The following is a 13,650-nucleotide window of genomic DNA, read 5'->3' as shown; positions in this document are numbered from 1 at the left end:
TTTTAAGAGGTGATGCAGTGAAGTCAATAGCAAATTATATATCAATTGCGAGAATATTTTTTTCCATTACATTACTTGTGGCAAAACCATTAAGTATAGTGTTCTTCGCAATCTATCTCGTTTGTGGAATTAGCGATGTTTTTGATGGATATATAGCAAGAAAAACAGATACCGGAAGTAAATTGGGTGAAAAACTTGACTCTGTTGCAGATTTGATAATGGTTGTGATACTGACAATTGTACTATATCCAATTATTAATTCAATTATAAATCCAACAGTTCAAATCATTGTTTGGATAGTTATCATCGGAATAGTAAGAGTAGTGTCAATGATAGTGGTGTTTGTAAAGTATAAAACATTTGGGATACTTCATACTTATGGGAATAAAATTACAGGGCTTGTGCTATTTACATTCCCACTATCACTTGCTTTTTCCCAATCAGATGTGCTGATGTATATAATTTGTATGGTTGCAAGTACCGCTGCTATTGAAGAATTATTCATTCATCTATTATCAAATGAACTGCAAGTAAATAAGAAAGGCATATTCTTAAAATGAGCATTATCCATATCAATTAACAGTTAAGACAAATCATTCTTAAGGTTCGTCATAAACAACTGTAAGAGAAAATGATGGTGCAAATATATAGTATTAACTATTACTAATAAATAATAAAAAGGGGTTAGATATAGATTATGGGAGAAATAAAAAGTCCCTATATAAGATTAAGAGAAAGATTAAATAAAAATGACTATGAAGATATATATGCTCTTCAAGGGATTTGTTTAGAAATGGATAGAGTAAAACTAAAATTAGAGATTGATTATAAGCTAAGCAGGGCAGAAGGAAAGATTGATACTTTAAGCAAAATTAGTGAATTCATGTACTATGATGGAGATAAGCTTATAGGTTATGCTGGTATATGTAACTTTGGGGGAGCTGTACTAGAAGTAAATGGTATGGTGCACCCCGGGTATAGAAGAATGGGTGTATTTAAAAGGTTATTTTCTTTAGTTAAAGATGAATGGAGAAGAGGCGATGCAACAAAAATGCTTTTGCTAAGTGATAATAATTCTAGGTCTGGACTGGAATTTATTAAATCCACAGGTGCCAGCTTTGATAACTCTGAATATGAGATGTTTTTAAGAAATAAATTAAAACAAAATACAATAGCGCATGATGTAGTTTTAAGAAAAACTACAAATAAGGATGCAAAAGAAATTGCAGTGCAGGATTATATATATTCAAATGTGGAATTCAAAGAAGAGGATATTTGTATGTTTGAGGAAGAAGAAAAATGTGGCGCAATTACTTATATAGCAGAAATTAATAATAAAATCATAGGAAAAGTTCGTTTAGAAATATGTGATGGTGTAGGAGGTATTTATGGATTTGGTGTGCTTCCAGAATACCGTGGTAATGGTTATGGGAGAGACATTTTACTCTCATCAATAGAAAAATTGAAAGAGAAAACCTCAAAGGATATTATGCTTCAAGTGTCTGTAAAAAACAAAAATGCTTTAAATCTTTATAAATCATGTGGCTTTGAAGAGACTTATACTATGGATTACTATGAAATAAGTAAGTAAATATTGCATTTATGCAAAAATATTCTTAGATGTACTACTATCGGAATGCTATGAACGTAAAACACTAATCATAAACACAAACATTGAATTGTTCGGTTTTATAGTTATGACGCTTAATAAGAATGATATGTTTAATTAAATACGAGTAAATTAAAGTAGGGGTTAAAATGAAGAAGGTTAAATAGAAATTTAAAAATCGTAGCAGTATCTTTTGTAAATATTATCTTAGCTGCATTTGTATGGTATGTAATAACACTTATTAGTAGAAAATTTGGGCTTAAATTGCTTGAAAATAATTTTATAAATTATAGTGGCTTAGAAATTAGTATATTAATCGGCCAGTATTTTGTTATTAAAAAGTACAATAATGGCAGAGTTAGTTTTGATTTTATTGACATGAAGTTTAAACAAAATAGTTTTAAACAGTTATTTATAGGTATTGGCATAGGAACGCTAATGTATTTCGCTGGGGTGTTGATTTTGAGTGTAATGAAAATTGTAAAATTCAAAGGTATAGGGTTTATGTTCTACCCTACAAATGAGATTATTGTAGCTATTATTAGTGCATTCGTGACTTGTGCAATAGTCGGTTTTACTGAAGAAATATTATATAGGGGTATTATTTTAAAGCATTTAATGCAATTTAAAGGGAAAGTCGTTGCTCTGATAATAAGCTCATTAATATTCACAATATTTCATACGCAGTATTATCAACAATTTCATGCCCTATTTGTTGTATTTATTATGGGAATTCTATTGGGGTATTTGTATATAATAACAGAATCTTTATATTTGCCTATAGGGTTACATTTCGTAGTAGATTTTTATAGTTTCATAACAGGTGAATCTAACAATTTTTTACTTTTCGATATAAAAATTAGTAACTTGGTTTTCAGTTTATATTTTGATTATGTAACAATTATTGTAATTATAATACTGATTTTAATTTTAGCAGTGTATAAATTTAAACATAAAAAATTAAGTGCCAATACTTAAAAACAAGCTTAGGATTTATTATAAACGCTTATTTTTTTTATAGGTCGTGAGTAGAAATTACTGGACCAATAGTTATTATATTATCGCTTTTAGGTTTATTTAATATGATTAATATAAAAATTATAATGCCAATTGAATTACTATTATTTGGTATCTTGAGCATATCAAATGGGTATGACTCATATATTAATAACAAAAAAGGAGAATCAATTTTGTTAATTCTAAGTGTAATATTCGTAATCTTTGTTTCTGTAATTATAACAATTTTTTAGTGAATTTAAGACTAGTAAGATAAGTTATACGATAAAGAGCGTGGTTCTCACTTTTTGTTTAAATAAAAGATAAGATTATCAAAGGTGATCCGCACCATAAATGACGTAGATTTTTTTAAGTTCTTCAATATTTATTAAATTTTTCATTCATAGTTAATTACTCCTCTTGACTATACGGTAACTGTATACTTTATTATAATATTATTGCAACCAGATTTCAAGTGTACTTAAAAAAGGAGTGAATACAAGGAATGAAACTTATATTAAAATATATAAAAAAATATAAACTGCTTCTAGTGCTGAATATAATATCAGTTTTTGGATTTGCATTAGTGGAATTAGGAATTCCAACAATAATGGCTAGAGTGATTGACACAGGAATAGCTAATAAGGATATAGAATATACAAAACATATGGGGATTATAATTGTAGGAATATCTATAGTTGGAGCCATGGGTACAATATTATTAGGGTACTGTTCTTCAAAAATCTCTACTAGTATGATTAGAGATTTAAGAAACGATATTTTTAAAAAATCTCAGGAATTTTCACATAGTGAATATGATAAGTTTGGGATATCATCAATGATAACCAGAACAACCAATGATGTTTTTCAATTACAACAATTTACAAATACATTATTAAGAACAGCATTACTTGCACCAGTTATGTTTATTGTAAGTTTGGTAATGATTATAAGAACGAGCTTACATTTGTCTGTAGTATTAGCAATAACGGTGCCATTCATAGTGATTGGGGTAATTATTATATCTAAGATATCTTATCCAATATCAGAAAAACAACAGAAAAAATTAGATAAATTAAATAGAATATCAAGAGAAAATTTAACTGGAACGAGAGTAATTAGGGCATTTGGTAACGATGATCATGAAAATCAAAGATTTGAAGCAATTAACAATGACTATACAAATCTATCTAAGAAGTTATATAAGCTTATGGCAATTTCTCAGCCAACTTTCTTTTTCTTGTTGAATTTAGCAGTGCTCGCTATTTTTTGGGTTTCTAGCAAAATGATAAATGTAGGAACGCTACAAGTTGGACAACTGGTAGCATTTATAGAATATTTGTTTCATGCAATGTTTTCAATTATGCTTTTTTCAATGATGTTTATCATGTATCCAAAAGCACAAATTTCAGCTGATAGAATTAATGAGATGTTAGATGAAGAGCCTATTATTAAAAATCCGAAATATGGTGTTAAAAATACAGCTATTAGGGGGATTGTGGAGTTTGATAATGTTACCTTTATCTATCCAGATGGAGAGATTCCAGTTTTAAGTGATATATCCTTTACAGCAGTAAAAGGAGAAAAAGTTGCATTTATAGGAAGTACAGGCAGTGGGAAAAGTACGTTAATTAATTTAATTCCAAGATTTTATGATGTTACAAAAGGTAGCATAAAGATAGATGGCGTAGATGTGAGAGAATATGATTTAAAAGCACTACGTGAAAAAATGGGGTTTATACCTCAGAAAACATTGTTGTTTACTGGCAGTATAGGTACTAATATTAAATTTGGTAAAGATGCTGCAGATAAACAGGAACTTGAACATTCTGCTAAGGTAGCTCAGGCTTATGATTTTATTAATAGTAAACATAAAAAATTTGAAGAATTAATAAGTGAAGGTGGATCTAATATGTCAGGAGGCCAAAAGCAAAGATTATCTATTGCAAGAGCATTAGTTAGAAAGCCTGAAATTTATATTTTTGATGATAGCTTTTCCGCTTTAGATTTTAAAACAGATGCAATGCTTAGAGAAAAATTAAAGGACGAAACTAGAGATTCCGTAGTTTTAATGGTTGCACAGCGGATAGGATCAATAATTGATGCTAATAAGATTATAGTATTGAATGAAGGCGAGATAGTAGGAATAGGAACTCATAAAGAATTACTAAAAACCTGCGAAATCTATTATGAAATTGCATCATCCCAACTTACAAAGGAGGAACTGGAACAATGAAAAAGTTAACGGATAATATGAGAAAAATTTCTCCCTTCGTAAAACCATATAGGAGAGCACTTATTGGCGCAATTTTATTTATAGTAGTAGCGTCTATTTTTACTGCTATTGCTCCAAAAATAGAGGGATTAATTACAACTAGTCTTGCCAAAGATGTTGTGAATATAGCAAAAGGTGTAAAAGGAGCTTCAGTTAACTTTAATTATATTTTAAGGGTATTGGGAATATTGGCCTTTATTTATATATTTGGAACATTATCAACATATGCAGCAAGTTTGTTGTTAACTAATTCTATTCAAAACACTATGGAAGATTTAAGAAATGCTGTACAAGGTAAAATTAGAAAATTACCTATAAGTTATTTTGATAAAAATAGCTATGGGGATATGTTGAGCCGCATAACAAATGATATAGATACTATCTCTAATGCACTTCAACAGAGTTTTAGCCAAGTTATAAATTCAATATTGGCAATAACTCTAGCTATTGCGATGATGTTTACAATTAATATAAAACTTGCATTGTTAGCTATACTTATAATACCGCTAAGTTATTTAGTGTCAAAATTTATAGTTAGTAAATCACAAAATTTATTTTATAAACAGCAAAATGTTTTGGGCGAATTGAATGGTAAAGTGCAAGAAATATATACTGGTTTTAATGAAATAAAACTGTATGGAAAGCAAGAAGATGCTATAAAAGACTTTGAAAATATTAATGAAGAACTTTTTAATACTGGATTTAAGGCGCAATTTATATCAAGTATAATGTCTCCATTAGTTTCATTAGTAAGTTATTTAGGAATTGCAGCCATTGGGATTCTTGGCGCAACATATGCTATAAATGGAATAATGACAGTGGGTAATCTTCAAGCATCTATTCGTTATATCTGGCAAATAAATCAACCAATTTCTCAAGTAACGCAATTATCTGCTGCAATACAATCAGCATTTGCTGCAATTGAACGTGTATTTGAAATATTAGATGAGAAGGAGGAGATTCCAGATAAAGCCTCTTCTATAAAGCTCGCGAATGTACGTGGAAATGTTACTTTTGAACATGTAAAATTTGGATATAGTGGAGATAAAATTTTAATTGAGGACTTAAACGCAGAGATAAAAAGTGGTCAGATGGTTGCTATAGTAGGTCCAACAGGAGCAGGTAAAACAACATTAATAAATTTATTAATGAGATTTTATGATATTCAAGGGGGAGCTATAAAGATAGATGGAGTGGATACTAGAGATATGAAACGTGAAGATTTACGTTCTATATTCGGTATGGTTCTTCAGGATACTTGGCTATATAATGGAACAATTTTTGAAAACATTGAGTATGGTAGATTTGGAGCTACCAAGGAAGAAATTATTGAAGCGGCTAAAATAGCTAACGTACATCACTTTATTAAAACACTTCCAGAAGGGTATAACATGTTTCTAAATGAAGAGGCTTCTAACATATCTCAAGGAGAGAAACAACTTTTGACTATAGCAAGAGCTATAATATCAAATCCGGCAATATTAATATTAGATGAAGCAACTAGTTCAGTTGACACTAGATTAGAAATATTACTTCAAAAAGCTATGAGGAATATAATGAAAGGAAGAACTAGCTTTGTTATTGCACATAGACTTTCAACTATTCGTAATGCAGATTTAATATTGGTTATAGATGAAGGAAATATTATAGAACAAGGAACCCATAATGAGTTAATGAAAAAGGGTGCTTTCTATGAAAAACTTTATAATAGTCAATTTGGGAATCAGGAAGAAAATTAAATTAATTATTAATGAATATTTAAATCTTTATATAAGCACTGACATAATTGTTGGTGTTTTTTTAATGGTTATTTAGTAATATAAGCATAAAATAATTTTGTGCATAGATATATATATAAATGTATGTAGCATTATGTAAAATAATGTTATAATCTTCGTAAGACTTGTGTCGCAAGTGTAAAATAATGCGTCACATATGAATTATTTACAACAACACCATAAATCGAAATTTGTAAGGGGGGGGGTAATATGGCAAACAAAGAATTAGCTTTATACATAATGGAGCAATTAGAGGGATTGGAAGATATAAACTCTATACCTATGATGGGTGGTTACATATTCTATTATAAAGGCAGAATATTTGGTGGAATCTATGGAACAGGCTTTATGGTAAAAATTACTGAAGCAAGTAAACATTATATGCCTGATATCATTTTAGAGAGTCCATATGAGGGTGCAAAGCCAATGTTGCCTGTAGATATTATCGATAATAGTGAGTTGTTAAAACAAATGGTAGTAGCTATGTATGAAGAATTACCCGAACCGAAACCAAAAAAAAAGATAAAGAAATAAAAGAGGAGGATTTGAGAAATAAGTACCTTTAGTTACTGTGGTACTGAATGCAGTAGCTGTGGTTGCTATGGAACTATGTGTAATGGATGTAATGAAATCAAAGGCATGGTTTTTCATAGCGAAAAAGGAAAGGCATGTGCTATTTATGAATGTGCTATCAATAACCACAAATATGGTGATTGTTCTGCTTTTGGTGAGGTGCCTTGCTCAATATGGAGAAATACGAGAGACCCTAAATTTACGGATGAAGAATTCGAGAAAAACATAAATCAAAGAATGGAGAATTTAAGAAGCAAATGATAATTTCCGATTTATAGAATCAAATAAAATTAGCATGATTTTTAGCTTTAGTTATGTCGTAATGTTCTTAAAGTGCGTCACACTGGTAAAAAACAGCGAAGTAAAGATTATTTATGTAATCCCTATGAGGAGGATAAGAAAATGAGTTTTTTTGAAACATCCAAAAGTAATTGAGTAAATATTTGTGATAAAGGAGATAATTCAATGAAAAATAAACACTATATGAAAGCTATTAGTAAAGTATTTGCTATAACTTCTATAAGTATATCATTAACTATGATTATGCTTATATTAAACGGTATTTTTCAAATAATACCGTCTCAAAATTCAGGGGGACTAATAGTGTTCATAACACCTATTATAAGTATAATAGGTGGCGTTTTAGCTTCTATATCACTAAAAATACAATCTAATAGATTGGCAAAATTAGGGATAATTATAAATGCTATAGCATTAATATTGGTAATGTTAATTATGGGCAGTTTTGGATCCACTGCATCATTGTTGTTTTGTTAAATCATAACCTTCGAAGCCGAAAATTTAACCTTTGTTGACATCTGCGTCGTATTGTATTTTATTGTGTACAAAAAATTTATATGGAGAAAGGAAGTTTAGTATGTTTGAAGAACTTAACAGGGAACTTATAAATGTCAAAGAAAAATTGCTGAGAAAAAAGAAATTTCAAAGTTCGGTTAACCAGACTAGGGAAGTATTACAAAAAGAATTAGATAGAAAGATAGAGCTCGAAAATATTCTTAAAGATGAAGATAAGGATGTTAAAAAACTTGAATCATTAAGTATTACCAGTATATTTTATTCGATACTCGGGAGCAAACATCAACAGCTTGAAAAAGAGAGGCAAGAGTTGCTTTCTGCTAGGTTAAAGTATGATGAGTGTTGTAAATCAGTTTTAGCATTAGAGAAGGAAATTGTATCTTATAAAGCTTCATTAAACAGTCTACTTGGCGTAGAGTGTGAATATGAAACTGTATTGAAGCACAAAGAAGAGTTTATACTGCGGTTAAATGATGGTAAATCTCAAAAGTTACTTGAACTTATAGACAACCTAGCTGACCTTGAAGCACAGAAGAAAGAATTGAAGGAAGCAATTGCGTCAGGTGAGGCGGTACAAATTGAACTTGGACGTGTAAAAAATTCTCTTGAAAGTGCTGAAGGCTGGGGAACATGGGATATACTAGGGGGAGGCTTACTTGCAACTGCAGCTAAGCACTCACATATTGATGAAGCTAAGGAATATGCAAATAATACAAAAATTGCATTGATACGATTTCAAAATGAATTATCCGATGTGAATTTAATAATGAATATAGATATAAATATTGGTTCTTTCGAAACATTTGCAGATTATTTTATTGATGGTCTTATATCTGATTGGGTTGTACAATCAAAAATCTGTGAATCATTAGATAGTGTACATTGTGTTGCAAACAATGTAGAGAATGTAATAGGTTCACTGAAAGAAAAGCTCGAGAGTATACAAAATGGGTTGCTTTTAACGGAAGAAAATATTAAATTGCTTGTTGAACAAGCGTAAATGTAGATTGAGGAAACATAAAAGTTATTTTGTTTAAAGGTAGGCATTAATTAAGGAGGAATAGTGGTTGATATCAGTTTGCAAAATAAAATATACAATAAGGAAGTGGTTTTTTGAATGTATTAATCGCAGAAGATGAAAAGGACATCAGAATCCTTTTAAAGTTAGAGCTTGAGCAAGAGGGATACTCTGTATTTGCTGTAAAGGATGGCATAGAGGCTTTAGAAATCATACGAAACAAAGCTATTGATCTTGCCATCCTCGATGTTATGATGCCACGACTGGATGGATTCAATCTGCTACGAAAAATCCGTCAAACAAGCAATCTTCCTGTCATATTTCTAACCGCTAGAGGTGATGATATGGACAAGATTTTAGGACTTGGGATTGGTGCTGATGATTACCTAGTAAAGCCGTTTAGTATGCCAGAACTGCTTGCAAGAGTTAGTGCACAGCTTAGGCGAAACCTTGAATATTCGTCCCAAAAGCCACACGCCTTCTCCAAAATAAAGTATGGCAATTTGTGCTTGGATAAAGATGCCTGCTGCGTATATAAAGAAGATGTGCTGGTGGTACTGAATGCAAAAGAATATATGTTGCTTAAGTACCTTATGGAGAATCCGGAAAGGGTTTTTACCAGGAAGCAGTTATACAAGGCAGTATGGGATGAGGATATTTATTGTGACAATAACACCATCATGGTGCATATAAGTCATATCAGAAATAAGATTGAGACTGATCCAAGAAATCCGGAATATGTCAAAACCATTAGGGGTATTGGATACAAGTTTCATAAACAGAGCTCGGTTAGCCTATGAACAGAAAAATAGAAAGCAGATTCTTAGCAAATTATGTCCTCATGTTTATTATTTCCATAATGATAGCTCTATTTGCACTTATGCTTTTAGGTTTTGCAAACGATGTTATATCAAAGACCCTTGTTAAGAATAATTATACTGCAGAAAGCCTAATGAAGGATGATTATAAAAGGATTGACGTAGCACATGTTATTGATAACGGTGGCGGTGTACAGGTAATTAACACCGATTATGAAGTTGCATATTCTGCAGGTCTTAACACTATGGCAAAAGATAAACTCACCACAGCGGAGTTCACTGATTTTTTGATGAAGAGTAAAAGTATTGAAAGACGTTATAGCTATAGTATTGAATACAATTCTAAGAAGCATTTTTGGCTGGTAGTGACGTTTCCCACTTCTATTAGAATTGATTTGCATTTAGTATATAACAAAGAATACAATTCCGTTGATAAACAGGGAGTAGTTGGTGTTATTGTTGCTGTTATTTTGTTTTACTCAATACTGCTTGCAATATGCACTGTGATATATTCAAAGCTATCATCTATAAGCATTATAAACCCCTTAAAAAAACTTTGTCACAGTGCTTCTCGATTGAAAGATGGAGATTATTCTTCAAGAGTTGAGCTTAATTTGAAAAATGAGTTTGGAGAATTAGAATATATATTTAACGAAATGGCAGAACAAATTGAACGGGGAATATATCTTAGAAAACAGTCTGAAGAAAACCGTAAAAGGCTTATACTTAATATTTCTCATGATCTTAAAAACCCTCTTGCAAGTATTATGGGTTATGCAGAGTTTAGCTATAACAAACCTGATTTATCAAAAGCAGAACACCGTACATACATGAAAGTAATATGTGAAAATAGCTTAAGAGCAAACAATTTAGTTACTGACCTATTTGAGCTGTCTAAAATGGAAAGCTTAGAATATTCATTGAATAAAACCAGAGTTGATATATGTGAATATATGAGGGAAGAAATAGGCTTTTTTATAACTACCTTTGATAAGGCCCAATTTACATATGATTTTGAGATACCAGAAAAAGAAATCTTTATTGACATTGATTTAAAGCAGATGAATAGAGTAGTCCAAAATCTTGTTTCTAATACAGTAAAATATAATCCCAAAGGAACACTCTTAATGATCAGCTTATTTGAGCAGGGTGATGGAGTCGTTATTATCTTTAAGGATAATGGAATTGGAATACCTTCAGAAATTGCAAAAGATATATTTAATCCATTTGTACGCGCAGATAGTGTAAGAAACTCACAAACAGGTGGCACAGGCCTCGGACTAGCCATAGTTAAAAAAATCATTGTAACACATGGAGGTAGCATTTGTCTAAACACAGAGGTCAACTGTGGGTGTGAGTATATTATTAATATTCCTAAAATTTAAGATGGATTTAAGATTAGAAACAGTCTCAGTTAAGTATACCTTGTTATAGTAAGAGCAAGGGATACTAAAGGGGGCTGTTTTCCATTTTTGGTAAGAAATAAAGATTTAAAGTTATTTGAAAAAAACAGACTAAATATTTATAGAAGGGAGAATGATATGAAATTATTGTTTAAAAAAGATACAACTTTTCGCGGGGGGAAAACCAATTTGTTGCTTCATCTACGTTTTCTTTTACCATTAATCACAGCAGTTATAATAGCTTTCTATATTATTGCTATACGTCCATATCTAATGGCTACTATGAAAACTGTCCCCATAGAGCTAGGGTTTGCGTTAATATTGATACTTTCTTTGGTTGTAGCAATATTAACTCTTTTTATCTCAATTCTGATTACATTAATTATTGCTCTTTATACACGTACAAGATCAAGAATAACCCCTTGGCTTTTGAAACTACGCAGTCAGTTGATAGTAATAATAATATTAGTATCTGTAAATGTTGTTTCGGTGATATTCAGCCAGTGGATGGCATACACTCCACCTATTCTTGGGGACAATGGCAAACCATTAGTGGGTAGTATTGCTACCTTAGAGAAAGTAAATCTAGGTGGCAGTGATCAGTGGATAACTATTCGTGGAAAAAATAGAAATAATCCGGTGCTACTTTTTCTAGCTGGCGGACCCGGTGGAACACAGCTAGCCGCAACCAGAATTCAACTAAAAAAACTTGAAGATAATTATGTGGTTATTAACTGGGATCAACCAGGGGCGGGTAAGTCAACTAATGCTGTACCTAATAAATTAATTACCCCTGAGCGATACATTTCTGATGGATATGAACTAACACAGTATCTGTGCCAGAGATTTAAACAAGAAAAGGTATATGTACTTGGTGAGTCGTGGGGGAGTGCACTAGGTATATTGCTTGTGCAACGTTACCCAGAACTATATCATGCATTTATTGGTACTGGTCAGATGGTTGAATTCGTTGAAACCGATGTCCGTATGTATGAACTAGTGCTCAAGATGGCAAAAGATAGCGGAGATACAAAACAAATTGAAAAAATGAAAAATCAAGGCCTGCCACCATACCATGGTAAAGATGTAGTTTGGAAATTTTCTACCCTCTCACAGTATTTGAGTAAACATATGACAAAAAATTCTGAAATTGAGGGAGCAGGATATAATACATTTGGTGAAATTGGAGGTACTGAATATGGTTTATATGATAAAGCAAATTATTTTCATGGTTTGATTACTACCTTTAATCATGTCTATCCTCAGTTATACAATTTAGATTTACGTAAACAAGCTATAAAGTTAGATGTTCCAGTGTACTTTATGGAAGGTCGACACGATGTCAACGCGTCACCATCATTGGTTGAGGAGTATTTCAATTCACTAAAAGCACCTTCTAAAGAGCTCATTTGGTTTGAACACTCAGGGCACGAGCCATGGAGAAACGAACCGGACAAGTTTAATGATTTTATAATAAATTTAGTATCGAAGAAAACAAAGACAAATTAATTTAAATTGCGAAATAGGACTGCTTTCCGTTTCCTGTACTAGTCTCCACATTATTGATATATCAATGAAGTGGAGACTATGTGTCGTCCTGATTATTATTAGAGTTGCTGTTTTTGTGAATCCTATTGACATATAAAGTTATTTTTGATATTATACTACTAAATTTAATTACCATAGGTAATAAGAATGGAGTAGATATAATGCAGACTAATAAAAATCGTGTAACTAAAGAAATAATTTTAGAAAACACATTAAGCCTAATTGATGAACGCCATGGAAGAAAGGATGTAACTTTAAGAGATATAGCTAAGAAGACTGGTTGTGCTCATACCAATTTATATAATTACTTCAACGGCCTAGATGATATATTTTGGGAATCGCTTGGAAAAGTACTTATTATGATGATGGACTATGCAGACAACGGTATAAGCAGTAAGACTAATCCGAAAGAAAATTTTTATTTGGTTTTGTCTAATATAATTGATTTTTCCATGAATCATCCTGGTTGGTATGAATTGATATGGCTTAAATCTATAGGTGGAACACCTTCCAAGGAAGTTATTAAAATATTGGAAATGCCAAGTCAAGGATTTACCGCTGGCATTATGAAATCAAGTAACAATAAAATTTCAGAAGAAAAAGCAAGCTTGATTGGCGACATATTACATAGTTATTTGCATGGGGAAGTATGTAAATGGATCTATAATCGGACTTTTATAAAAGATAAGGAGGAAATAAAAATAAAGATACTTTCAAACCTTAAACAACTATATGAATTACTAATTAATAACAATTAATTTGACTTTATGAATTAAAATTTTACTTTATCTGAAAAATTCAAAGGAGATGTTTAAA

General features: G+C 31.2%; 13 protein-coding genes. All 13 read left to right on the top strand.

Annotated features, from left to right (window positions below; all coding sequences use genetic code 11):
• The first annotated feature begins 17 nt into the window (after positions 1-17).
• The 13 genes from ACWJKP_RS11505 (at position 18) to ACWJKP_RS11445 (ending at position 13,592) form a co-directional block, all read left to right on the top strand.
• Positions 18-560 carry a CDP-alcohol phosphatidyltransferase family protein gene (locus tag ACWJKP_RS11505; protein WP_165412958.1) on the top strand — a complete coding sequence of 181 codons (543 nt, stop codon included), beginning with the start codon at positions 18-20 and terminating at the stop codon, positions 558-560.
• A gap of 137 nt (positions 561-697) precedes the next feature.
• Positions 698-1,591, top strand: coding sequence for a GNAT family N-acetyltransferase (locus ACWJKP_RS11500; RefSeq protein ID WP_462961180.1), 894 nt, complete (start codon positions 698-700; stop codon positions 1,589-1,591).
• Between the two features lie 282 nt (positions 1,592-1,873).
• Complete coding sequence (locus ACWJKP_RS11495) at positions 1,874-2,587, top strand: CPBP family intramembrane glutamic endopeptidase (protein WP_165412960.1); 714 nt, start codon at positions 1,874-1,876, stop codon at positions 2,585-2,587.
• Positions 2,588-3,110: 523 nt separating this feature from the next.
• The gene (locus ACWJKP_RS11490; RefSeq protein ID WP_165412961.1) at positions 3,111-4,841 is read left to right on the top strand and encodes an ABC transporter ATP-binding protein; all 1,731 of its coding nucleotides are present in this window, start codon (positions 3,111-3,113) and stop codon (positions 4,839-4,841) included.
• On the top strand, positions 4,838-6,619 hold the full coding sequence (locus ACWJKP_RS11485; RefSeq protein WP_165412962.1) for an ABC transporter ATP-binding protein: 1,782 nt from the start codon (positions 4,838-4,840) through the stop codon (positions 6,617-6,619). Before ACWJKP_RS11490 ends, ACWJKP_RS11485 begins: the two co-directional genes overlap by 4 nt.
• A 249-nt stretch (positions 6,620-6,868) precedes the next feature.
• Positions 6,869-7,192, top strand: a complete 324-nt coding sequence (locus ACWJKP_RS11480) for a TfoX/Sxy family protein (RefSeq protein ID WP_165412963.1) — start codon at positions 6,869-6,871, stop codon at positions 7,190-7,192.
• Between the two features lie 75 nt (positions 7,193-7,267).
• Positions 7,268-7,492, top strand: coding sequence for a hypothetical protein (locus ACWJKP_RS11475; protein WP_165412964.1), 225 nt, complete (start codon positions 7,268-7,270; stop codon positions 7,490-7,492).
• 204 nt (positions 7,493-7,696) lie between these two features.
• The gene (locus tag ACWJKP_RS11470) at positions 7,697-8,008 is read left to right on the top strand and encodes a hypothetical protein (protein WP_165412965.1); all 312 of its coding nucleotides are present in this window, start codon (positions 7,697-7,699) and stop codon (positions 8,006-8,008) included.
• Between the two features lie 100 nt (positions 8,009-8,108).
• Positions 8,109-9,047, top strand: coding sequence for a hypothetical protein (locus ACWJKP_RS11465; RefSeq protein ID WP_165412966.1), 939 nt, complete (start codon positions 8,109-8,111; stop codon positions 9,045-9,047).
• A gap of 113 nt (positions 9,048-9,160) precedes the next feature.
• Positions 9,161-9,865, top strand: a complete 705-nt coding sequence (locus ACWJKP_RS11460; protein ID WP_165412967.1) for a response regulator transcription factor — start codon at positions 9,161-9,163, stop codon at positions 9,863-9,865.
• Positions 9,862-11,268, top strand: coding sequence for a HAMP domain-containing sensor histidine kinase (locus tag ACWJKP_RS11455; protein WP_165412968.1), 1,407 nt, complete (start codon positions 9,862-9,864; stop codon positions 11,266-11,268). Before ACWJKP_RS11460 ends, ACWJKP_RS11455 begins: the two co-directional genes overlap by 4 nt.
• A gap of 156 nt (positions 11,269-11,424) precedes the next feature.
• Positions 11,425-12,795, top strand: a complete 1,371-nt coding sequence (locus ACWJKP_RS11450; protein ID WP_165412997.1) for an alpha/beta fold hydrolase — start codon at positions 11,425-11,427, stop codon at positions 12,793-12,795.
• Between the two features lie 200 nt (positions 12,796-12,995).
• Positions 12,996-13,592 carry a TetR/AcrR family transcriptional regulator gene (locus ACWJKP_RS11445; RefSeq protein WP_187351423.1) on the top strand — a complete coding sequence of 199 codons (597 nt, stop codon included), beginning with the start codon at positions 12,996-12,998 and terminating at the stop codon, positions 13,590-13,592.
• Positions 13,593-13,650 lie beyond the last annotated feature (58 nt).

It is taken from the genome of Clostridium sp. CM037 (assembly GCF_055081095.1).
The sequence above is the reverse complement of the archived record's forward strand: the minus strand, read 5'-3'. Positions and strand labels throughout refer to the sequence as shown.